General features: G+C 71.4%; 20 protein-coding genes. 6 read left to right on the plus strand and 14 right to left on the minus strand.

The genetic code is table 11. The annotated features are described in order from the left end of the window. Nucleotides 1-11 precede the first annotated feature (11 nt). The gene (locus tag ACIGXP_RS10720; RefSeq protein WP_399766536.1) at nt 12-548 is read right to left on the minus strand and encodes a DUF397 domain-containing protein; all 537 of its coding nucleotides are present in this window, start codon (nt 546-548) and stop codon (nt 12-14) included. 44 nt (nt 549-592) lie between these two features. On the opposite strand from ACIGXP_RS10720, the gene ACIGXP_RS10725 reads away from it, so the two are divergent. Continuing rightward, on the plus strand, nt 593-1612 hold the full coding sequence (locus ACIGXP_RS10725; protein WP_399766539.1) for a Bro-N domain-containing protein: 1020 nt from the start codon (nt 593-595) through the stop codon (nt 1610-1612). 86 nt (nt 1613-1698) lie between these two features. On the opposite strand, the gene ACIGXP_RS10730 is transcribed toward ACIGXP_RS10725, so the two are convergent. From ACIGXP_RS10730 to pdhA (ACIGXP_RS10740), 3 genes are read right to left on the minus strand one after another with little or no spacing between them, the layout of a single operon-like run. After that, nucleotides 1699-3105 carry a dihydrolipoamide acetyltransferase family protein gene (locus ACIGXP_RS10730; RefSeq protein WP_399766542.1) on the minus strand — a complete coding sequence of 469 codons (1407 nt, stop codon included), beginning with the start codon at nt 3103-3105 and terminating at the stop codon, nt 1699-1701. 10 nt (nt 3106-3115) lie between these two features. Further along, nucleotides 3116-4093, minus strand: coding sequence for an alpha-ketoacid dehydrogenase subunit beta (locus ACIGXP_RS10735; protein WP_399766544.1), 978 nt, complete (start codon nt 4091-4093; stop codon nt 3116-3118). A gap of 1 nt (nt 4094) precedes the next feature. Continuing rightward, entirely contained in the window at nt 4095-5300 is a 1206-nt protein-coding gene (gene pdhA, locus ACIGXP_RS10740) for a pyruvate dehydrogenase (acetyl-transferring) E1 component subunit alpha (protein WP_399766547.1), read from the minus strand. Between the two features lie 455 nt (nt 5301-5755). Between pdhA (ACIGXP_RS10740) and ACIGXP_RS10745 the strand changes: the two genes are divergently transcribed. After that, complete coding sequence (locus ACIGXP_RS10745; protein ID WP_399766550.1) at nt 5756-5905, plus strand: hypothetical protein; 150 nt, start codon at nt 5756-5758, stop codon at nt 5903-5905. 140 nt (nt 5906-6045) lie between these two features. Then, a complete protein-coding gene (locus ACIGXP_RS10750) occupies nt 6046-7089 on the plus strand; it encodes a phosphotransferase (protein WP_363215839.1) in 1044 nt (347 codons plus the stop codon). Nucleotides 7090-7183: 94 nt separating this feature from the next. Here ACIGXP_RS10750 and ACIGXP_RS10755 read toward each other — a convergent pair whose 3' ends face one another. Then, nucleotides 7184-8836 carry a protein kinase gene (locus ACIGXP_RS10755; protein WP_399766553.1) on the minus strand — a complete coding sequence of 551 codons (1653 nt, stop codon included), beginning with the start codon at nt 8834-8836 and terminating at the stop codon, nt 7184-7186. A 343-nt stretch (nt 8837-9179) separates the two neighbouring features. Here ACIGXP_RS10755 and ACIGXP_RS10760 point away from each other — a divergent pair, with 343 nt between their 5' ends. Next, complete coding sequence (locus ACIGXP_RS10760) at nt 9180-10808, plus strand: protein kinase (protein ID WP_399766556.1); 1629 nt, start codon at nt 9180-9182, stop codon at nt 10806-10808. A 130-nt stretch (nt 10809-10938) separates the two neighbouring features. Here ACIGXP_RS10760 and ACIGXP_RS10765 read toward each other — a convergent pair whose 3' ends face one another. Further along, nucleotides 10939-11484 carry a bacterial proteasome activator family protein gene (locus ACIGXP_RS10765; RefSeq protein ID WP_363215835.1) on the minus strand — a complete coding sequence of 182 codons (546 nt, stop codon included), beginning with the start codon at nt 11482-11484 and terminating at the stop codon, nt 10939-10941. 174 nt (nt 11485-11658) lie between these two features. Here ACIGXP_RS10765 and ACIGXP_RS10770 point away from each other — a divergent pair, with 174 nt between their 5' ends. After that, nucleotides 11659-12360: a hypothetical protein gene (locus ACIGXP_RS10770; protein ID WP_399766559.1), complete on the plus strand. Its 702-nt coding sequence runs from the start codon at nt 11659-11661 to the stop codon at nt 12358-12360. 99 nt (nt 12361-12459) lie between these two features. On the opposite strand, the gene ACIGXP_RS10775 is transcribed toward ACIGXP_RS10770, so the two are convergent. From ACIGXP_RS10775 to pdhA (ACIGXP_RS10800), 6 genes are all read right to left on the minus strand, one after another. After that, complete coding sequence (locus tag ACIGXP_RS10775) at nt 12460-13440, minus strand: NAD(P)H-quinone oxidoreductase (protein ID WP_399766562.1); 981 nt, start codon at nt 13438-13440, stop codon at nt 12460-12462. Between the two features lie 140 nt (nt 13441-13580). Beyond that, on the minus strand, nt 13581-14936 hold the full coding sequence (locus ACIGXP_RS10780) for a molybdopterin molybdotransferase MoeA (RefSeq protein ID WP_399766565.1): 1356 nt from the start codon (nt 14934-14936) through the stop codon (nt 13581-13583). Continuing rightward, a complete protein-coding gene (locus ACIGXP_RS10785) occupies nt 14936-15835 on the minus strand; it encodes an NTP transferase domain-containing protein (RefSeq protein WP_399766568.1) in 900 nt (299 codons plus the stop codon). Before ACIGXP_RS10785 ends, ACIGXP_RS10780 begins: the two co-directional genes overlap by 1 nt. A gap of 95 nt (nt 15836-15930) precedes the next feature. Next, nucleotides 15931-17334, minus strand: a complete 1404-nt coding sequence (locus ACIGXP_RS10790; protein ID WP_399766571.1) for a dihydrolipoamide acetyltransferase family protein — start codon at nt 17332-17334, stop codon at nt 15931-15933. After that, the gene (locus ACIGXP_RS10795) at nt 17334-18338 is read right to left on the minus strand and encodes an alpha-ketoacid dehydrogenase subunit beta (protein ID WP_399766574.1); all 1005 of its coding nucleotides are present in this window, start codon (nt 18336-18338) and stop codon (nt 17334-17336) included. The genes ACIGXP_RS10790 and ACIGXP_RS10795 overlap by 1 nt, the downstream gene beginning before the upstream one ends. After that, nucleotides 18335-19489 (minus strand): pyruvate dehydrogenase (acetyl-transferring) E1 component subunit alpha, encoded by a 1155-nt coding sequence (gene pdhA, locus ACIGXP_RS10800; protein ID WP_399766577.1) that lies wholly within the window; start codon nt 19487-19489, stop codon nt 18335-18337. Before pdhA (ACIGXP_RS10800) ends, ACIGXP_RS10795 begins: the two co-directional genes overlap by 4 nt. Nucleotides 19490-19679: 190 nt before the next feature. Here pdhA (ACIGXP_RS10800) and ACIGXP_RS10805 point away from each other — a divergent pair, with 190 nt between their 5' ends. Further along, the gene (locus ACIGXP_RS10805; RefSeq protein WP_399767237.1) at nt 19680-20162 is read left to right on the plus strand and encodes an Lrp/AsnC family transcriptional regulator; all 483 of its coding nucleotides are present in this window, start codon (nt 19680-19682) and stop codon (nt 20160-20162) included. Nucleotides 20163-20227: 65 nt separating this feature from the next. On the opposite strand, the gene ACIGXP_RS10810 is transcribed toward ACIGXP_RS10805, so the two are convergent. Beyond that, complete coding sequence (locus tag ACIGXP_RS10810; RefSeq protein WP_399766580.1) at nt 20228-20815, minus strand: TetR/AcrR family transcriptional regulator; 588 nt, start codon at nt 20813-20815, stop codon at nt 20228-20230. Next, nucleotides 20812-22329 carry a 3-hydroxyacyl-CoA dehydrogenase gene (locus tag ACIGXP_RS10815; RefSeq protein ID WP_399766583.1) on the minus strand — a complete coding sequence of 506 codons (1518 nt, stop codon included), beginning with the start codon at nt 22327-22329 and terminating at the stop codon, nt 20812-20814. Before ACIGXP_RS10815 ends, ACIGXP_RS10810 begins: the two co-directional genes overlap by 4 nt. Between the last annotated feature and the right edge of the window lie 154 nt (nt 22330-22483).

A 22483-nucleotide genomic window follows, 5' to 3' on the forward strand; every position in this document is an offset into this window, starting at 1 on the left:
GGTAGTTGGGATCACCTGCCGCGAGCAGGACGACCAACGAAACGGACCCATGCGGCGGGACTCAGGGCGAGCATCGGCCCGGCGGGGTTCTTGGAGTCACGGACGGCGACGGTGTGGCGGGGAACTGTCGGCCGGTCGTGGTCCAGAGGAGACTCCCGGGCGCATGACTCGAATAAGGTGCTGATGACTTTGCGCCCCCGCCCCGGAGGCCACCCTCCCTTCGTCGTTCCTCCCGAGATGCCCAGCGCCACCATCCCACCGGCATAAACAGGAACGCCATGGAAGAGAATCAGCCCGGAGGACTTGTGACGCCGCCTGCCGAATACGGTCCGTCTGCCTGAGGCAGGGCCGACTGCTGGGGGCCGGGAGGAAATGCGCCTGTTGGTCCGGCCTCTCCGCCTGCACCTTCGGCGGGCTGGTCGTCGGCACCGACGGTCACCGCTTCGCCGTGCTCGTCCAGGTCGGTGAGGACAGACGCCCCGTCCCGGTGTCGGAGGTTTTCGGGAAACTTCACCCTCAATCGTGAACATCAACCTTGCAGGTGGCATATTCGAATTCCTCCGCTCTACGTTCCGCAGCGGAGGTGGTTCACATGAGCGAACCCAGCAAGCGACCCGACTCGTCCGAACGGCACGAGGCGATCGACATCAGCGACTTCGTGTACGCGGCGACCGGAGCCCGTGTGCGGAGGCTGACCATGCCGGACGGGAGTCACTGGTTCCCGGCGGTGGATGTGTGCAAGGAGCTCGGGCACACCAACTCTCGGCAAGCTCTCGCCGATCACGTGCCCGAAGGGCACCGAGAGATTCTCGAGACCGTAACTGGAGCTTACGGTCTCAGCATTCCCGCAGGCAGGGAGTGGCGCCGAGACCTGAATGTCATCTCTCTGCAGGGTCTCATCCTCCTCGTCAACGCCTGCACCAAAGCTGCCTGCGCTCCCTTCAAGCAGTGGGCTGCCGAGGTGATCGAGACCGTGCAGCGAGAGGGTTCCTACACTCTGCAAGAGGCCGAGGTGCAGCCCACCGAACCAGGTGCTCCGATCGCGTACGCCATGCCCGAGCAGGTCGCCGAGGCCATCGTCCGGCTGGAGGCGCACAATCTTCAGCTGGATGAGGAACTCGCAAACGGGCAACGCAAATCGATCGAGCTGCAGCAGGAGACACTGGCCCTGCAGCACGAATCATTGGTCATGCAGCGGGAAATGCTGGTCATGCAGCGGGAGATGCTGGCCACCCAAAAGGCCACCCTCGCCGTACAGCAGGCCATGGTCCGGGCCATGGAACGGATCGCGGACCGGCTCGATGCCTTGGCGCCGGGCGCCCGGACGACTGGTGAGCACGTCAAGGAGTTGCCCACCACGGCTTCCGTACTGGCCGACTGGCGGCAACGCCTCTCGGCGACGGAGGACGTGTGGACCGTGGCCGTAGTGATCGCACCCGTTCTCGTCGAGAAGGGCGAACTGCGCGAGCCGCTCGATTCGATCGCAGCCCGTACGGGGCTCTCGGTGCCCCGCGTCGACGAATGCCTGCGACTGCTCCGCAAGCACGCCTGCATCCGCTCCCGTGGCGGAGCCGAGGACGGGGCGCCGGTGTACGTGCTCCACCGGGCCTGAGAGCCGAGCGCAGCACAGAGGGGGCGGTCGCAAGACGAAGTTGCGGCCGCCCCCTCAGGGTTTGCAACGCTATCAGCGCCGGACCGTCACGCCCAGGTGATCAACCTCTTCGGCTGCTCCAGAACCGCCGCCACATCCGCCAGCACCTTCGAGCCCAGCTCACCGTCGACCAGGCGGTGGTCGAAGCTCAACGCCAGGGTGGTGACCTGACGCGGCTTGACCTTGCCCTTGTGCACCCACGGCTGGAGCTTGATCGCGCCGACCGCGAGAATCGCCGACTCACCGGGGTTGAGGATCGGCGTGCCGGTGTCGACGCCGAAGACGCCGACGTTGGTGATCGTCACCGTGCCGCCCTGCATGGCCGCGGGGGAGGTCTTGCCCTCCCGCGCCGTCGACACCAGCTCGCCGAGCGCAGCGGCCAGTTGCGGGAGGGTCTTCTCGTGCGCGTCCTTGATGTTCGGCACGATCAGGCCGCGCGGGGTGGCCGCCGCGATGCCCAGGTTGACGTAGTGCTTCTGCACGATCTCCTGGTTCGCCTCGTCCCAGGACGCGTTGATCCCCGGGTTGCGCTTGATGGCGACCAGCAGGGCCTTGGCGATGAGCAGGAGCGGATTGACCCGCAGGCCCTGCATCTCCTTGTCCTGCTTGAGCTCCTCGACCAGCTTCATCGTGCGGGTCACGTCGACCGTCACGAACTCCGTGACGTGCGGCGCCGTGAACGCCGAGCCGACCATCGCCGCCGCCGTGGCCTTGCGGACGCCCTTCACCGGGATGCGGGTCTCGCGCGTGCCGTCGTACGAGGCGACCGGCGCCGGCGTCACGGCGGGGGCCGGAGCGACCGGAGCCGCCACCGGCTCAGCCGCCTTCGGCGTGGCCGCCGCATGGACGTCCTCGCGCGTGATGACGCCGTCCGGGCCGGACGGGATGACCGTGTGCAGGTCGACGCCGAGGTCCTTGGCCAGCTTGCGCACCGGTGGCTTGGCCAGCGGGCGGGGCTTGTCGGTGACCGGCGCGTGGCCGTTCAGCTCGGACTGGATCGCCTGGGCCGGGGCCGGGACGGTGACCTCCGGGCCCTTGCGCGGGCGGCGCTTGGTGGAGGAGGTCGCCACGCCGTAGCCGACGAGGACCGGCTGGCGGCCCTCCGGCTTCGGCTCGTCCTCGGCCGGCCGGGCGGACTCGGCCGGCTGAGCGGGCTCGGCCTTGGGCTGTTCCGCCTGAGGTGCCGCCGCGCCGCCCGCCACGTCCACCGCGATGATGGCCGTACCCACGTCCACCGTGGTGCCCTCGGGGAAGTGCAGGGAGCGGACCACGCCGTCGTAGGGGATGGGGAGTTCGACGGCCGCCTTGGCGGTCTCGACCTCGCACACCACCTGGCCGTCGGTGACCGTGTCACCCGGCTGGACGTACCACTTGAGGATCTCGGCCTCGGTGAGTCCCTCGCCGACGTCCGGCATCTTGAACTCGCGTACGGACGCTTCCGTCATCGTCGTCACGACCCTCTCCTCAGTACGCCAGCGAGCGGTCGACGGCGTCGAGCACGCGGTCCAGGTCCGGCAGGTACTCCTCCTCCAGGCGCGCCGGCGGGTACGGGGCGTGGTAGCCGCCGACCCGGAGCACGGGGGCTTCGAGGTGGTAGAAGCAGCGCTCGGTGATCCGGGCGGCGATCTCCGCGCCGGAGCCGAAGAACACCGGGGCCTCGTGGACCACGACCAGGCGACGGGTCTTCTCCACCGAGGCCTGGATGGCGTCGAAGTCGAGGGGGGAGACCGAGCGCAGGTCCAGGACCTCCAGGGACTTGCCCTCCTCGGCCGCCGCGGCGGCGACCTCCTGGCAGAGCTTCACCATCGGGCCGTAGGCGGCCAGGGTCAGATCGGTGCCCTCGCGGACGACCTGCGCCTTGTGCAGGGGCGCCGGGATCGCCTCGACGTCCACTTCCCCCTTGTCCCAGTAGCGGCGCTTGGGCTCGAAGTAGATCACCGGGTCGTCGCTCTGGATGGCCTGCTGCATCATCCAGTACGCGTCCGACGCGTTCGACGGAGACACGATCTTCAGGCCCGCCACGTGTGCGAACAGGGCCTCGGGGGACTCCGAGTGGTGCTCGACCGCGCCGATGCCGCCGCCGTAGGGGATGCGGACGACGACCGGCATCTTGACCTTGCCCAGCGAGCGCGCGTGCATCTTCGCGAGCTGGGTGACGATCTGGTCGTAGGCCGGGAAGACGAAGCCGTCGAACTGGATCTCCACCACCGGGCGGTAGCCGCGCAGGGCGAGGCCGATCGCGGTGCCGACGATGCCGGACTCGGCGAGGGGGGTGTCGATGACGCGGCTCTCGCCGAAGTCCTTCTGCAGCCCGTCCGTCACCCGGAACACGCCGCCGAGCTTGCCGACGTCCTCGCCCATGACCAGGACCTTGGGGTCGGTGTCCAGGGCGCGGCGCAGCGACTCGTTGATGGCCTTGGCCATCGCCATCTTCTCGGCCATCTCAGTGACCCCCTTCTGCGTCCGCGAACGACGCCTGGTATGCGGCGAACTGGGCTCGCTCCTCGTCGACGAGCGCGTGCCCGTCCGCGTACACGTTCTCGAAGATGGCGAAGTGGTCCGGGTCGGGCATGGCGCGGACCGCTTCGCGCACTCGTTTGCCCAACGCCTCGGACTCGGCCTCCAGTTCCGCGAAGAATCCCTCGTCCGCGTGGTTTGCGGCTTCCAGGTACCGGCGAAGGCGCAGGATCGGGTCCTTCGCCTCCCAGGCCAGCCGCTCCTCGTCGCCCCGGTAACGGCTGGGGTCGTCGGAAGTGGTGTGGGCGCCCATGCGGTACGTGTACGCCTCGACCAGGGTGGGGCCCTCGCCCTCGCGGGCGCGCTCCAGCGCCCACTTGGTGACCGCCAGGCAGGCCAGCACGTCGTTGCCGTCCACGCGCACGCCCGGGAAACCGAAGCCCTGCGCCCGCTGGTACAGCGGCACGCGGCTCTGCTTCTCGGTCGGCTCGGAGATCGCCCACTGGTTGTTCTGGCAGAAGAACACCACGGGCGCGTTGTAGACCGCGGAGAAGGTGAACGATTCGGCGACGTCGCCCTGGCTGCTCGCGCCGTCGCCGAAGTAGGCGATCACCGCGCTGTCCGCGCCGTCCTTGGCGATGCCCATCGCGTAGCCGGTGGCGTGCAGCGTCTGGGAGCCGATGACGATCGTGTACAGGTGGAAGTTGTTGCCGTTGGGGTCCCAGCCGCCGTTGTTCACGCCGCGGAACATGCCGAGCAGGTTGGTCGGGTCGACGCCGCGGCACCAGGCGACGCCGTGCTCCCGGTAGGTCGGGAAGACGTAGTCGTCGTCGCGCAGCGCCCGGCCGGAGCCGATCTGGGCGGCCTCCTGGCCCAGCAGCGAGGCCCACAGGCCGAGCTCGCCCTGGCGCTGCAGGGCGGTGGCCTCGGCGTCGAAGCGGCGGGTGAGCACCATGTCGCGGTACAGGCCGCGCAGGTCTTCGGGGGTGATGCCGGCGACGTAGGCGTCGTACTCGGCGTTCTTGACCCGCTTGCCCTCGGGCGTCAGCAGCTGTACGAGCTCCGGCTCGGTGTTCTTCGCGCGCGTGGCGCGCCCGGCGGTGCTGCGGGTGCCGGTCTTGGTGCCGGTGGTGCCGGCCTTGCCTGCGGCGCTGCGTCGCGGCTTGCGCGCGGCACTGCTGTCCACGGTCACGTGTGCTCCTCCGTCGTTCCGGCCCCCGGGGTTGCCGGTAGGCCAGTGCGGCTCACCTGTTTCGACCACCGGGCACGGGGTGGGTGCCACTCGGCCGGGAACAGGCGTGACAGGTGCCCCGGCGAGCGCCCTGCAACCATCACGTTACCCAGTGCTCCACATTTCTGTGAAACCCCACCTGACCTGCGATTTTGCTTGGATTTCCAAGTAAATCGGAGAAGCCTGGAAGCGCGCTGGTCACAGCCTTGCGAAAGGCCGGAGCAACGGCACGTTATCCCGCTGACCCAGCTCACGGGAAGAGTTTGCGTGTGAGACTGATTCTGCGAACGAACAGGGCGAAATCAGGGCATTTCTCCTCTACGACCATGAGGTCGGCCGGCGTGGCGTCCACGAGATGCTCTCCGGCGAGCCGGACATCGGGGGGTCCGCGAGCCCGGCACGGCGGCCCCGCGCCGGTGCGCATTCCGGCCATCCGGCCCGGCGCGGCGGTGCCGGAGGGGCGGCTGCCGGACGGCAGCGAAATCCTCGAACTGATCGGCGAAGCACTCGCCGGCTGCCGGATCGGCGAGCGTTTGCGTCTGACCGAGAAAACGATCAAGAATTAGTTTCCGGTCTGCTTTCCAAACCCAGGCGGAAGCGACGGAACTCTCTGATAGATCCTGCTGCGTGACCGAAAGAGATCAACAGCGACTGCCTGTGACAAGCCCCAGCTCACGGCGGCTTTTCGTGCCCTAGCATCTGCGGCGTGCCGCGCTCTTGTGTACCACCCCCCGTACCCCACGCGCCCCCTCTCAGCGCTCTGCTCCGCCTGTACGCCGCCGGTACCGCCGTCACGTGTGAGCCCGTCGACCAGGGCCTGCTGAACCGCGGTTACCGGCTGTGCACCACCCGCGGCCGCTACTTCCTCAAGCACCACTTCGACCCCGACACCGCCGACCCGGCCGCCATCGAGCGCCGCAACCGCGCCACCCAGCGCCTCGCCGACCTCGGCGTCCCGGTCTCCGTGCCGCTCGCGCACCGCGAGGGCCGTACGGTCGCCGTCGTCGGCGGCCATGCCTACGCCCTGCACCCCTGGATCGACGGCAGGCACCGCCACGGCGGCCAGCTCACGCGCGGGGAGAGCGCCCGGCTCGGGGCGCTCCTGGGCGCCGTGCACGCCTGTCTGGAGCGTGTGATGCCACCCAAGGGGCGCACGCGTCCGGCCACGAGCCCCCACCCCGTGGAGAGCGCCGACCCGGACGACACCTTCGCCCTCATCGACGACCTGCTCGCCCAGGTGCACCGCCACCGCCCCGCCGACGCCTTCGACGAACTCGCCAGGCACCGCCTGCTGGAACGCCGTGCGCTGCTGGAGCAGCACGCGGACCGGCGCCCGCCGCCCGGCGGCTCGGTGGGCTGGGTGCACGGCGACTTCCACCCGTTCAACCTGCTCTACAAGGACGACGCCCCGGCGGCCATCGTCGACTGGGACCGGCTCGGCGTGCAGCCCCGCGCCGAGGAGGCCGTACGCGCCGCAGCGATCTTCTTCGTACGGCCCGCGGGCGCCCTGGACCTGCCCAAAGTGCGCGCCTACGCGCGCGCGTACCGGCGCGCGGCCGGCGCCACGCCCTCGGAGCTGGCGGCGGCCGTGCACCGGGTGTGGTGGGAGCGGCTGAACGACTTCTGGATGCTGCGCTGGCACTACGAACGCGGTGACACGCGCGCGGACTGCCAGTTCCCGGCCGTGTCGGCGCTCGCGGTGTGGTGGACCCGCGAGTACGACGCGGTGTGCGACGCGTTCGTGCGGTGACCGCCTGCGGCCACCGGCCGGGTCGTCCCGGCCCGACCGCACCCGTGGCCGGGTCGGCTCACGGTGACGCCGTCACGGGCGCGGTGGGTGTCCTTCAACCGGTGGGGTCGCCCGCGCCGCCGTCCGCGGTGTTCCCGGTGGAGGTGCCGCCGTCGGTGGTACCCGCGTCCGTGCCGCCGTCCGCCGTGTTCCCGGTGGTGGTGCCGCCGTCGGTGGTACCCGCGTCCGTGCCGCCGGTGTCGGTGCCCCCGATCGTGCCGCCGGTCGTGGGGTCGGTGGACTGCGACGGGGAGGTCTGCGGGTCCGACGGCTCGTCGGTGGGGTCCGTGGACTGCGACTGCGAAGGCTGCGGGTCCGACGGCGTGTAGCCGGAGCCGCCCGAGTCCGTGTCCGAGCCGTTGTCGGTGGTGGTGTCCGTGGGCTGGTCGGTGCTGTCGTCCGACGGGGTCGGGGAGTCCGAGTGCGTCTTCGCGGGCTTCGAGTGCGTCGTCGTCGGCTTGGTGTCCGTGCCGGTGTGGGTTCCGTGGCCCGCGCTCTTGAGCGCGATCGCGACGCCCGCCGCGATCGCGACGACCGCGAGGACGGCGAGGATCCACAGCTTGCCGCGGCCGCTGCCCTTGTTGCCGTGCCCCTCGAAGCCGCCGTCGTCGCCGCTGCCGTAGCCCTGGGGCAGGATCGGCTGCGGGATCTGCGCGGTCCCGGCACCGAACTCGCCCGGGTGCTGCATCGCGGTGGTGCCCGTGAAGCCGCCCGCCGGGGTGTGCCGGCCGTCGTGCGCCTCCACCGGGCCGGTGTTCCAGGTACCGGTGTGGCCGCCCGCCTCGTAGAGCATCTGCAGGCCGTACTGGACCAGGCCGCGCATCTCCTCGGCCGTCTGGAACCGGTCGTCCGGCTCCTTGGCGAGCGAGCGCATGACCAGGCCGTCCAGCTCCGGCGGGCAGCCGTCGGAGACCTCCGAGGGCGGGGTCGGGATGTCCTGGACGTGCTGGTAGACCACCGAGAGGGGGGTCTCGCCGGTGAACGGGGGCCGCAGCGCGAGGAGTTCGTACAGCAGGCAGCCGGTCGCGTACAGGTCGGAGCGGTGGTCCACGGCCTTGCCGAGCGCCTGCTCCGGGGAGAGGTACTGCGGCGTGCCCATGACCATGCCGGTCTGCGTCATCGTTGTCGAGGCGCCGTGCAGGGCGCGCGCGATGCCGAAGTCCATCACCTTGACGGCACCGCTGTTGGTGATGATCACGTTGGCGGGCTTGATGTCGCGGTGCACGATGCCGTGCTGGTGTGAGTAGGCAAGCGCTTCCAGCACCCCGGACACGATGATCAGGGCCTGCTCGGGGCCCGGCGCCTCGGCGTTCAGCAGCAGATCGCGGATGGTGCGGCCCTCGACCAGCTCCATGACGATGTACGGCACCGACTGGCCGCCGACCACGTCCTCGCCGGAGTCGTACACGGCGACGATCGCATGGTGGTTGAGACCGGCGACGGACTGCGCCTCACGCGTGAAACGGGCCTTGGAGACCGGGTCCTCGGCGAGATCGGCACGCAGCAGCTTGACCGCGACCGTACGGCCCAGACGGACGTCCTCGGCCGCGAACACCTCGGCCATGCCGCCCCGGCCGAGCCGGTGCGTCAGCCGGTACCGGCCGTCGCCGACGAGCCCGCCGTTGCCCCACATCTCCGGCGCGTCCGACATACCGCCGCCACTCGCCTCGGGGTCGGACGGGCCCTGGGCGCGCTGCGTCTGTGCCATCAGTCCTCGCCGTCGTTTCTGCCCGCGGTGCGCGCGGTGTTGTTACGGTCTCCGTCGGCCACGCTACAGCCTCCGCGCGAGCCGCCGGTTCGGAACCGGAACCCGGACCGGCCGGAGCCAGACCGGCCATGAAACCCGTAGCACGCGCTGTCGTGCAAATTCTGTGCACCCGTCGTACGCCCCCTGTAACGCTTGCGCGACGCTTCTTGCGCGTACGGTCACGGAACGGGCACCGCGCTTGACGTGTCAGTGCCCTGGGGCAGACTTGGCCGGGAATGACACATTCGATCAAGGCCCGTGCGATGAGCGAACGCGCCGGACGGCCAGTGGGGGACGCGGAGAGATGAGCCAGGACGGCGCACACGGGCGGTACGCGGGGCAGGCGCTGGCCGGCGGCCGCTACCAGCTGCGCGACTTGCTCGGCGAGGGCGGCATGGCCTCGGTGCACCTGGCGTACGACGCCGTACTCGACCGCCAGGTCGCGATCAAGACCCTTCACACGGAACTCGGCCGGGAACAGGCCTTCCGCGAGCGCTTTCGCCGCGAGGCCCAGGCCGTGGCCAAGCTCACGCACACCAATATCGTGTCGGTCTTCGACACCGGCGAGGACGATCTGGGTGGTCTGACGACGCCGTACATCGTCATGGAGTACGTCGAGGGCCGCCCGCTGGGCTCGGCCCTCGAGGAGGACATCCGGCAGTACGGCGCGATGCCCGCCGACAAGGCGCTGAAGGTCACCGCGGACGTGCTGGCGGCGCTGGAGATCAGCCACGAGATGGGGCTGGTCCACCGCGACATCAAGCCGGGCAACGTGATGGTGACCAAGCGCGGCGTGGTCAAGGTGATGGACTTCGGCATCGCCCGCGCCATGCAGTCCGGTGTGACGTCGATGACGCAGACCGGCATGGTCGTCGGCACCCCGCAGTACCTCTCGCCCGAGCAGGCCCTCGGCCGCGGCGTGGACGCCCGCTCCGACCTGTACTCGGTCGGCATCATGCTGTTCCAGCTGGTCACCGGGCGGCTGCCGTTCGAGGCGGACTCGCCGCTGGCGATCGCCTACGCACATGTCCAGGAGGAGCCGGTGGCTCCTTCGTCGATCAACCGGTCCCTGCCGCCGGCCGTGGACGCCCTGGTCGCCCGCGCGCTGAAGAAGAATCCCAACGAGCGTTTCCCGACCGCCGAGGCCATGCGCGACGAGTGCCTGCGCGTCGCCGCCTCCTTCCAGGCGGCCGCGCCCAGCATCGTGCCGGGGGCCGCGCCGACGCAGAGCGGCGCGGGCGTCGGCTCCGCGGTGTTCCCGCCGGTCGACCAGACCGCCCAGCAGGCCCCCGGCCCGGTCCAGACGCCGTACACGGCAGGCCCGTACGGTGCGCCGCAGACGCCCGCCCCCTCCTACGGCTACCCGCAGCAGGGCGGCTATCAGACGCCGCCTGCGATGGGCTACGGCCCGCAGGCTCCGCAGGCCGCCCCGACCCCGCCGCCGTACACGATCTCCCCGCAGCCGTCCGCTCCGGGCTCCGGCGCGGGCAAGAGCAACAAGCCGGTGATCATCGGCTCGGTCGCGGTGTCGCTCGTCGCGGTCATCGCCCTGGTGGTCGCCCTGGCGCTGAGCAACAAGGAGGACAAGACCGCGAAGGGCGGGGCCAGTTCCTCCGCGTCCAGCTCTCACAAGCCGGGCTATCGCGGGCCGGACACAAGCCGGGTGATCGACAAGGAGAAGTGCACGGAGCCCGAGGAGTCCGCCACCGACCCCTCCAAGGTGGAACTGCCCACCTTCCAGTACAAGGACATCGACTCGGTGAAGGCGTGCTTCCAGGCCGCGGGCTGGGTGTACAAGATCGAGCACCAGGACGACAACACATGGGGCGAGGGCACGGTCTTGTCCCAGTTCCCCGCCGAGGGCACGGACATCGACAAGAAGAATCCCGGCACCATCCAGCTGACCGTCTCCACGGGCAATCCCCCGCAGTGACCGGGTAGGGCCCTCGAAGACGCCAACGTCGATACGCACTCCGGCGATTCACCGGGCGATCGAGGTGTGACGGGGCAACAGGACATGAAGGGACCGGCGATCGTTCGCCGGTCCCTTCGCGTGTACGGCTTTACAGGTACGGCCCGCCCGAACGGCCGCCGGTGCGGTGGTCGTCGCCGGCCTCGGGGCCGGTCATACCCGGCGGAAGCGCGCGGCGCATCTGTTCCAGCTGGGCCCGCGCGGCCATCTGCTGGGCGAACAGCGTCGTCTGGATCCCGTGGAAAAGGCCTTCCAGCCAGCCCACCAACTGCGCCTGAGCGATCCGCAGTTCCGCGTCGCTCGGGGTGACGTCGTCGGTGAACGGCAGGGAGAGCCGCTCGAGCTCCTCGACCAGCTCCGGCGCGAGGCCGTCCTCCAGCTCCTTCACCGAGCTGGCGTGGATCTCCTTCAGCCGCACCCGGCTCGCCTCGTCCAGAGGAGCCGCGCGCACCTCCTCCAGGAGCTGCTTGATCATGCTGCCGATCCGCATGACCTTGGCAGGCTGCTCGACCTGCTCCGTCAGCGGAGTCTCTCGGGAGTCGTCGTCCCCGTTGCCGCCGCCGAGCGCCATCCCGTCCTGGCCCACGACGAGGATCTGGGGATTCTCCGGCGACCGTTCGTTCCTCGGCATCTCCATGCCGCCATTCTCTCGCACCCGTACACCTCATCACCGTGGTGCCCCCTCATGGGGCTGATCCACCGTTTAGACCCAACGGAGCATTCTGAAATGCCCTGTTTGCCATTGAATGTGAGGCTTATTTCCGTCCGTTATTCATCGATCACGACATCCGGGCTACGGGAGGTCACCGACGTGACTCCATGGCTGCGCATCACCTTCCCCTGCGCACGGCTGCTGCTCGCCCTCGGGGCGGCCCTTCCCGCGTACGGCGCCGTCGCCCTGTACACCACGGCCGCCTACGCCGCCGAGCCCGCTCCCTCGGAGCACTCGGAGCACTCGGAGCGCCCGGGGCCCTCAGAGCCCTCGGTTCCTGGACACTCGGCGGGTACCGGGGCCGGTGCCCAGCGCCCTGACCGTCCGGACGGTCAGGACCGCCCGAAGCCGTCCGGTCACGATCACGGCCGCCAGGGCTTGCCCACCACCGGTCCCACCCTCATTCCCATACCCTCCGATTCCGCCTCCGCCTCGTACCGCCCGGCGGCCGTCGAGCCGACCCGTGCGGGCAGCCGCGCCGGCGAGGGCCGGATGCGGCCGGGCCGACCGGACGGGCCCGCGGCCGAGGTGGAGGGCGACGACGACCCCGTGCCCACCCGGACCCCGGACTCCGGCCGGCCGGAGGAGCCGGAGACCGCGGACCTCCCGGCCGCGACGCCGTCGGCCGCCCCTCATGACGCCGGCCTCGACCCCGCCAGGTCCCCGGCCCAGAACGCCGCCCGGCAGAACGAGAACAGCACCGAGCCGGTCCTGCAGATCCTCCCCCTGGGCAGCGGCCTGGTCCTGATCGGCCTCGGCCTGGCCCTGGCGTTCCTGGCCCTCAGACTCCGCAGAGGCTGAGGCAGCACAGGCGCACCGCAGCAGCACCCGGCCGGCGCGGGCAAGCGAAACCCGCCCCTCGCCGACCGCAGCACTGGGCTCCGTACCAGCACCCCGGCGTTATGGCGTCACCAGCAGCACCTTGCCGACATGGCCGCTCTCCTCCACCACCCGGTGCCCCTCAGCCGCCTCCGGCATCGCCAGCTCCCGGTCCACAACCGGCCGGACATGCCCCCCGGCAATCAACGGCCACACATGCTCCCGCACCGCAGCCACAATTGCCGCCTTCTCACTCAGCGGCCGCGCACGCAGCGAGGTCGCACTGATCGCGGCCCGCTTGCCGAGGAGCGCGCCGATGTTCAACTCGGCCTTGACCCCGCCCTGCAGACCGATGATCGCGAGGCGTCCGCTGACGGCGAGCGCCTGGACATTGCGGTCCAGGTACTTCGCCCCCATGTTGTCGAGGATCACATCGGCCCCCGCACCCCCGGTGGCCTGCTTGATCTCGGCGACGAAGTCCTGCTCGCGGTAGTTGATGAGGATGTCCGCGCCCAGCTCGGCACAGCGCTCCAGCTTCTCCTTCGTACCGGCCGTCACCGCGACCTTGGCCCCGACGGCCTTGGCGAGCTGGATGGCCATGGTCCCGATGCCGCTGGATCCCCCATGCACGAGCAGCGTCTCGCCGGGCCGCAGATGGGCGATCATGAACACGTTGGACCAGACCGTGCAGACCACCTCGGGCAGCGCGGCCGCCTGCTTGAGGTCGATGCCCTCGGGCACGGGCAGCAGCTGACCGGCCGGTACGACGACCTTCTCGGCGTAACCGCCGCCCGCGAGCAGCGCACACACCTCGTCGCCGACGGCCCAGCCGGACACACCGGGGCCGATCGCGGCGATCCTGCCGGAGCACTCCAGGCCCGGGTAGGGGGAGGCGCCGGGCGGCGGGTCGTAGAAGCCCTTCCGCTGCATGACGTCGGCGCGGTTGACGGCGCTGGCCACCACCTCGACCAGCACCTCGCCCTCGCCGGGCTCCGGGTCGGGGACCTCCGCCCACACCAGCGCCTCGGGACCACCAGGTTCAGGAATCGTGATCGCATGCATGTGCGTGACGCTACTCCCCACCCATGGCGTCCTGGGAGCAGACCCGCTCGCTCCCGGCGCCGGGGGTCGCACGGTTGATCGTGACGAGCCGGTCGATCAGCTGAAGGGGGGCGACGGCCGGCTGGTCATAACCGGCTGTTTCACGTGAAACACACCCCGATTCCGGCCGCCGCCCAGGGCAGATCGATCAACTCCGCCTCCTCGCCCTGCCGGGCCCCGCCCGGCGTGACGACGGCCAGCGCGTCCGCCGCGGCGATGCCACGGAGCATCGCCGGACCGTTGTAGTGCAGCGGTACGGCAAGGTCACCACGCAGTACCACGGGGATGAGCCGGGTGTCGTACGGATGCCCCTGGACCGCCTCCCGGAGGGGCAGCGTGTACGGCTCGGGGGCCGGGTGGGCGGCGAGCGTGCGCAGCAGCGGCTCGGCGAGCGTGAGCAGGCCGGAGACGGCCGCAAGGGGGTTGCCGGGCAGACCGACGAGGTGCTGGTTGTCCCTGGTGCGGGCCAGCAGCATGGGGTGGCCGGGCCGCACCTTGACACCGTCGACGAGGAGTTCGGCGCCGATGCGTTCCAGGATGGGATGGACGTGGTCGACCGGGCCGCCCGCTGTTCCACCGGTGGTGACGATGAGGTCGGCGTCGGAGCCGGTGACGGCCCGGTGCAGGGCTTCGGCGTCGTCACCGAGCCGGCGCACCGCGACGACTTCGGCGCCGAGCGCGCGCAGCCAAGGCGGCAGCATGGGGCCGAGTGCGTCCCGGATCAGCCCGTCGTGCGGCAGGCCCTCGGTCAGCAATTCGTCGCCGAGCACAAGGACTTCGGCACGCGGACGCGGTACGGCGGTGACGGTGTCGTATCCGGCCGCCGCGGCCAGGCCCAGGACGGCAGGGGTGACCACGGTGCCGAGGGGCAGCAACTGGTCACCGCTGCGGCACTCCTGGGCACGCGGGCGGATGTCCTGGCCGTGCGCCATCTCCCGGGTCGCATGGAGCCGGCCCTGAGCGTCGATCCGGCCGTGCTCACTGCGCAGGACAGCCGTGGTGTCGGCCGGGATACGGGCACCGGTCGCGATGCGCACCGCGTCGCCGTCGGTGAGCGGCACGGGCTGTGCATGCCCGGCGAGCACTCCCTCGTCCCGTACGTCCCAGGGGCCGGGTCCGGCGACCGCCCAGCCGTCCATCGCGGAGGTGTCGAAGGAGGGCAGGTCGGTCAGCGCGTTGAGAGGGGCGGCCAGGGCGAGGCCGAGGGCGTCGGCGAGCGGCACGGTGACGGGGGCCGGGCGGACGCGGGCGCGGGCGGCGCGAGCGGCGATCTCGCGGGCCTGGGGCCAGGGGGTGGCCCGATGCCGCTCGCCGTGTGCGTCAGGCGGCGGGGCGGGCACCTGGCCCTGGCTCCCGTGGTCGTCCTTCGCTTCCCTCACCAGGGCCAGGGCCTCCTCGACATCGAGGTCGTCGCTGTACTCGGCGGACGCTCCGGCCCGCGTTCCGGGGGCGGTCATCAGGCGTCCGGGGCGCTCGGGCCCCCGCTGTCGCCTTGGTTGTTCTCCTCTTCCCAGCGCAGCGCGAGCGCCGTCGCCTTGCGTGCGGCCTCGGCGACGGCCTCGGGGCCTCCCTTGCCCTGGGCCGCGGCGTAACCGACGAGGAAGGTGGTCAGCGGGGCGGCGGGGCGGGCCACACCGTGCGCGGCGTCCCGGGCCAGGTCGAGCAGGACGCCGGTGTCGACGTCCAGGTCGATACCCAGTTCATCCTTGACTGCGGAAATCCATTCATCCAGCACGTGCCCATGCTCCCTGATGCGTGCCCTGGCGTCGGCGATGTCGTCCCAGGTGTCGCAGTCGAAGGACGCCAGCGGGTCCGGGACGCGGGTGAGGCGGAGGCCGCCGGTCAGCCGGCGCAGGGGCAGGCCGGTCAGGCCGTCCGGGCCGGCCGAGAGGGCGGCCAGCTCGCGGCGGAGCGCGGCGGTGCGGTAGGCGGCCACGAGCGGCTGATCGCGGCCGTCGGCGTCGGTCAGCAGCGCGCCGTCGGTTCCGGTGCCGCACAGGGCGGCCAGCAGGCGCCGCAGCGTGTCCTGCCGGAGAAAGGGCAGGTCGGCGGAGAGGACGACGGTGTGCCCGGCAGTGGTGAGCCGCAGGCCGGCCGCCAGCGCGGCGACCGGTCCGGCGCCGGGCGGCTCCTCGCGCGCCCAGCGCACCGGCCGCGCGGTGGGCCGTCGGTCGGCCACCACGACGGTCGTACGGGCGCCCGCGCAGGCTGTGAGGACGCGGTCGAGCAGCGCCCGGCCGCCGACCCGCAGCCCGGGTTTGTCGGCCCCGCCGAGCCGCCGGGCGGCGCCGCCGGCCAGCACGACGGCGTCGTACGGCACCGGCGTCCCGGGGGCGGCGAGGGCGTTGTCGGTCACCCCCCGAGTATGTCTTGAGGAGACCCTGCTTGTATCTGCCGCCCCCAGCTGCCGTCGTACCTTCCGCGGGGCCTGCCTCACGGGCCCCGCGTGCGTCACAGCGTGCGCAGAAGCACCGCCGGGTGTTCCACACAGTCCGCCACGTACCGCAGGAATCCGCCGGCTGTGCCGCCGTCGCACACCCGGTGGTCGAAGGTGAGCGAAAGCTGGACGACCTGGCGCACGGCCAGCTCCCCGTCGTGGACCCACGGTTTGGGGACGATCCGGCCGACGCCGAGCATGGCCGCCTCGGGGTGGTTGATGATCGGCGTGGAGCCGTCGACGCCGAAGACCCCGTAGTTGTTCAGCGTGAAGGTGCCGCCGGTGAGTTCCCCGGGGGTCAGCTTTCCGTCGCGGGCCGCCTCGGTGAGCCGGGCGAACTCGGCGGTCAGCGACTCGGCGTCCCGCGCGTGGGCGTCCCGCACGACCGGTACGACGAGCCCGCGCTCGGTCTGTGCGGCGAACCCCAGGTGGACATGGTCGAGCTGGACGACCTCGCGGGCCTCGGCGTCGACGTAGGAGTTCAGCTCCGGGAACCGGGCGAGCGCGGCCGTGCAGATGCGGGCGAGCAGCGCGAGCAGGGAGATCTTCGGCCCTCCCGCGGCGTTCATCGCGGCACGGGCACGCATGAGTTCGGTCGCGTCCGCGTCGACCCAGCAGGTGGCGTCCGGGATCTCCCGGCGGCTGCGGGAGAGCTTGTCGGCGACGGCCCCGCGCACGCCCCTGAGGGGGATGCGGATGCCTGCGGCGCGCGCGCCCGAAGCGGCGGCGGGTTCCGGCAGTGCCGCGGCGGGCCTGTGCGCCGTCGTGGTGGGCGCCTCGGCCGTACGGCTGCCCAGGACCGCCCTGGTCCGCAGGGCGTCCTCGACATCCGCGCGCAGGATCAGCCCGTCCGGGCCGGAGCCCGCCAGCTGCCGCAGGTCGACACCGCCCTCGCGGGCCAGCCGGCGCACCAGCGGGGAGATCACGGGCACCGGACCCTCGGCGTGGAGTGCACGCACGCGCACGTGGCCCGTCCCGTCGGGTCCCGTACCCGCGAAGGCCGCGGTTCCGTCCGGTCGCCCCGTCCGCGCGCGGTCCGCGCCGGTGCTGCCGTTCGCGGCGCCCGTCACCGACTGCGCCGGCCGTACCCTCCGGCGCCGGGCCGGTGTCTCCGAGGTGCCGTATCCGACCAGGACGTTGCCGGACCCCTGCGGCTCGGCGTCCGCGGCCGGTTCGCCCACGGCCACCGTCAGCAGCGGTGCGCCGACCGGAAGTTCGGTTCCCTCCTCGCCGAAGCGGGCGGTGACGACACCGCCGTAGGGGCAGGGCACCTCGACCATCGCCTTGGCCGTCTCGACCTCGACGACCGGCTGGTCGACGGCGACGACGTCGCCGACCTGGACCAGCCAGCGGACGATCTCCGCCTCGGTGAGTCCCTCACCGAGGTCGGGAAGCTTGAACTCCAGCACCTGTGCCATCAGCCCTCGGCCTCCCACTGCAGCCGGGCCACGGCGTCCAGGATGCGGTCGACGCCGGGCAGGTGGTGCCGCTCCAGCATGGGCGGCGGGTAGGGGATGTCGAAGCCGGCCACGCGCAGCACCGGCGCCTCCAGGTGGTGGAAGCAGCGCTCGGTGATCCGGGCCGCGATCTCGCCGCCCGGTCCGCCGAACCCGGTGGACTCGTGGACGACGACCGCACGCCCGGTGCGCCGCACGGCCGCGCAGACCGTCTCGTCGTCGAACGGCACCAGCGAGCGCAGGTCGACCACTTCCAGGTCCCAGCCCTCGGCCTGCGCGGCCTCGGCGGCCTCCAGGCAGACCGGCAGGGAGGGGCCGTAGGTGATGAGCGTGGCGCTGCTGCCGGGGCGGCGCACCACCGCGCGGCCGATGGGCTCGACGTCCGTGGGCTGCTCGGGGTTCCAGGTGTCCTTGGACCAGTACAGCCGCTTGGGCTCCAGGAAGACGACCGGGTCGTCGGAGGCGATGGCCTGGCGCAGCAGGCCGTAGGCGTCGGCGACGGTCGCGGGCGTGACCACGTGCAGGCCCGGGGTGGCCATGTAGTAGGCCTCGGAGGAGTCGCTGTGGTGCTCGACGCCGCCGATGCCGCCGCCGTAGGGGACGCGGACGGTGATCGGCAGGGGCATCCTGCCGCGGGTGCGGTTGCGCATCCGGGAGACATGGCTGATGAGCTGCTCGAACGCCGGGTAGGCGAACGCGTCGAACTGCATCTCCACCACCGGGCGCAGGCCGTACATGGCCATGCCGACGGCGGTGCCGAGGATGCCTGCCTCGGCGAGCGGGGTGTCGGTGCAGCGGTCCTCGCCGAACTCCTTGGCGAGGCCGTCGGTGACCCGGAAGACACCGCCGAGGGTGCCGACGTCCTCGCCCATGACGTGCACGGCCGGGTCGGCGGCCATCGCGTCGCGCATGGCGCGCGTGAGGGCCTGCGCCATGGTGGCGGGCTTGACGGCGACGGTCGTCATCGGGCACCGCCTTCCTGTGCGCCGTGCGGCTCCTGCTCGGCCTCCAGCTCGGCCCGGAGCAGGGCGCGCTGTTCGCGCAGCTGGGCGGTGGTCTCGGCGTAGACGTGGTCGAAGAGGTCCATGGGGTTCAGTTCGGGGTCGCGGTTCATGCGTTCGCGCAGGTCGGCGGCCATCGCCTCGGCGTCCTGCCGGGCGGCCTCCCTCCCGGCCTCGTCGAGCAGCCCGCGCGCGGTGAGCTCGGTTTCCAGCAGGTGGATCGGGTCGTGGGCGCGCCAGGCCTCGACCTCGGCGTCGCCGCGGTAGCGGGTGGCGTCGTCCGCGTTGGTGTGGGCGTCGATCCGGTACGTCACCGCCTCCACCAGGGTCGGTCCGCCGCCCGCGCGCGCGTGCCGTACCGCGTCGCTGAGGACCTCGTGCACGGCCACCGCGTCGTTGCCGTCGACCAGCCGGCCCGGCATGCCGTATCCGACGGCCTTGTGGGCCAGCGAAGGCGCGGCGGTCTGCTTGGCGAGCGGGACGGAGATGGCGAAGCCGTTGTTCTGCACGAGGAAGACGACCGGCGCCTGCCAGACGGCCGCGAAGTTCAGCGCCTCGTGGAAGTCGCCCTCGCTGGTGCCGCCGTCGCCGACCAGCGCGAGCGCCACCACGTCGTCGCCCTTGAGGCGGGCGGCGTGCGCAAGGCCGACGGCGTGCGGGAGCTGGGTGGCCAGCGGGGTGGAGAGGGGGGCCACGCGGTGGGTGCGGGGGTCGTAGCCGCTGTGCCAGTCGCCGCGCAGCAGGGTGAGGGCCTCGACGGGGTCCACGCCGCGGGCGACGACGGCGAGGGTGTCCCGGTAGCTGGGGAAGAGCCAGTCGCGCTCTTCGAGCGCCAGCGCGGCGGCGACCTCGCAGGCCTCCTGGCCGGTGCTGGAGGGGTAGACGGCGAGGCGGCCCTGCTTGGTGAGCGCGGTGGCCTGCGTGTTGTAGCGGCGGCCGCGCACCAGCTGGGCGTACAGCCGGCGCAGCAGGTCCGGGTCGGCCTTGGCGGCCGCCTCCGTGCCGAGGACGCGGTAGGGCTCGGCGTCGGGCAGCAGCGGCGCGGGGTCCATACGGGGCTGCCAGGCGGGCGGCGGCGAAGGCCGGTACGCGCCCCGCTGCTCCAGAACCGTCATGACGGCACCTCCTCGTGGGAGCGGCTACGGGAGGCGCGTCGGCTGTGAGGCGCCTCACCAACCGATTGTTCGGTCGTCGGCACATTTTGGCTACAGGCACCTCCAGGCTGTGGACAAACGGTTCTCCACAGCCTGCAATGAACGCAGGACGTCCACGGCGAGGGAGCGGGGGGCAATGGCAGCTGAACAAATGGCCGACGGACCGCAGAACGGCGCCCCGCTGCAGCCGCGGCCGCTGGACGCCATCGACCAGGACATCCTGAAGATCCTCCAGGCGGACGGCCGCGCCTCGATACGGTCCGTCGCCGAACGCGTCCACGTCTCACGCGCCAACGCCTATGCGCGGATCAACCGGCTCGTCGAGGACGGCGTCATCCGCGGGTTCAGCGCGCGTGTGGACCATGAGCGGGCGGGCCACGGAACGTCGGCGTACATCACGCTGAAGATCGTCCAGAACACCTGGCGAACGGTCCGCGAGCAGCTCAGACAGCTGCCCGGCGCCTCCCACATCGCCCTGGTGGGCGGCGACTTCGACGTACTGCTGCTGGTGCACACGCCGGACAACAGGGCGCTGCGCGAGCTGGTCCTCACCCGGCTCCAGGCGATCCCCGAGGTCCTGAGCACCCGCACGCTGCTGGTGTTCGAGGAGGAGGACCTGGAGCCGGAGGCGTAAGGAGAAGGGGGCGCCGGAGACGTGAGGGGAAAGGTGCGCCGGGAGCGTGACAGGAGGTGTGCGGGTCAGCTCTGTTTGAGGCCCGCGAAGACCAGCCGGACCACCGCGTCGGCCACCTCGCGGTCGTCGGCGCCCCGCGGGTCCGGCCGGTACCACTCCACGATCGAGTTGATCATTCCGAAGACCAGCCGGGTGGCCAGGCGGACCTCGATGTCGCCGCGTACGTCCCCGTCGGCCGCCGCGGCCTTCAGCAGTTCCGCGACCCGGTGGTCGAAGTCGCGCCGCCGCTCCAGCGCCCACCGCTCGGTCGCGGTGTTGCCGCGCACGCGCAGCAGAAGTGTCACGTACGGCAGCTCGCCTATGAGCACCTCGACCATGCGGCGCACGACGTGCTCCAGCCGGTCGACGGGCCGCCCCACGCACGCGTGCTCCTCGTCCAGGATGGCGAACAGGCCGTCGAGGGCACGGCTGACCGCCCGGCGCAGCAGCTCTTCCTTGCCGCTGACGTGGTGGTAGATCGACGACTTGGAGATGCCGGCCGCCTTGGACAGGTGCTCCATCGAGGTGCCGTCGTAGCCGCGCTCGTTGAAGACCCGCACGGCCACCGAGAGCAGCGTCTCGGGCGTGTACGTGTCGCGCCTGGCCGTGGTCATGAGGTGCCCTCCCGCTTGTCTTCGATGGCGTACGCGTGACGGTAGAGCGCGAGGGAGGGTGCGTAACGTCCGGAGGGGTCGCGCTCGTGCATCTCGTCCAGGACGTCGAAGGCGAACTCGCGGCCGAGCCTGCGGTCCCACTCGAAGGGGCCGAGCGGGTAGTTCACCCCGAGGCGCATGGCCGTGTCGACGTCCTCCTCGGTGGCCACGCCCTTGGCGACGGCGTCATGGGCGAGGTCGATGATCCGGGCGACCGTGCGCGCGACGATCATGCCGGGGACGTCGCCGATGACGCTGACGTCCTTGCCGAGGGCCTGGAAGAGGCCGGTGGCCTCGGCGAGGGTCCGGGGCGAGGTGTCGTGGCAGGCGGACAGTGCGACGCGGGTGGCCGTGCGGTAGTCCAGGGCGAGGTCGAAGTAGACGACGTCCCGGAACTCCACGCAGGTCTGTCCGTCGGCGAGGACCAGCTGGCCACCGCTCGGCAGCACCAGACGGGTGCCGTTGTCCTCGTCCTCCTCGCGGACCTGGATGCCCGCCTCGCGGATCAGCGCGAGCAGCTCGGCCGCGGGGCCGAGGCCGCCCTCGGCGACGACGTACGCGGGCGGCTGCTCCTTGTCGGCGGTGTGCGGCTCGGGCCGCTCGGCGCCTTCGGCGTGGTCGTACCAGCCGTGCCCGGTCTTGCGGCCGAGGCGGCCGGACTCCACCAGCCGTCGCTGGGCCAGGGACGGGGTGAAGCGCACGTCCTGGAAGAAGGACTGCCACACGGAGTGGGTCACGGATTCGTTGACGTCCTGCCCGATCAGGTCGGTCAGCTCGAAGGCGCCCATCCGGAAGCCGCCGGACTCGCGCAGGACCGCGTCGATGGTGGCAGGGTCGGCGGCCTGGGCCTCGTAGACGGCGAAGGCCTCGGCGTAGAACGGCCGGGCGATCCGGTTGACGATGAACCCCGGGGTGTCGGCGCAGGCCACCGGGGTCTTGCCCCAGGCCCGGGCGGTCTCGTACGCGCGTGTGGCCGACGTGACGTCGGTGGCGAACCCGGAGACGACCTCGACCAGGGGCATGAGCGGCGCCGGGTTGAAGAAGTGCAGGCCCACGAAGCGGCCGGGATGACGCAGGGCGCCGCCGATGGCCGTCACCGACAGCGAGGAGGTGTTGGTGGCGAGCAGACAGTCCTCGGCGACGATGTTCTCCAGCTCACCGAAGAGCTGCTGTTTGACGTCCAGCCGCTCCAGAACGGCCTCGACGACGAGCCCGCAGTCCGCCAGCTCCGCAAGGCTTTCCGCCGGATCGAGGCGGGCGCGGGCCGCGTCCCGGGCGGCGCCGGTGATTTTTCCCTTTTCCGCGAGCCTGTCGAGGCGGGCGCCGATCGCTGCGGCCGCGTCCCGGGCGCGCCCGGCGACGGCGTCGTACAGCCGCACGGGATGGCCGGCGACCAGCGCGACCTGGGCGATGCCCTGGCCCATGGTGCCGGTGCCGACGACGGCCACGGGGCTGCTGAGGTCGAGTGCTGTCATGTGCGCGATCCTCCCGCACGACGTTTTCCACAGATGCGGCGGACCCCCTTGTCCCGACCGATCGTTCGGTTACTCTAGCTCTGACCGTCCCATCCCGCTGCTCTTTCTGCCAGGCCGATGAACTCGACGAAGAGTTCTCCAGACGAGGAGTTGG

Origin of the sequence: Streptomyces sp. NPDC053069, from assembly GCF_044546895.1 — a bacterium.
Taxonomy (GTDB): Bacteria; Actinomycetota; Actinomycetes; order Streptomycetales; family Streptomycetaceae; genus Streptomyces.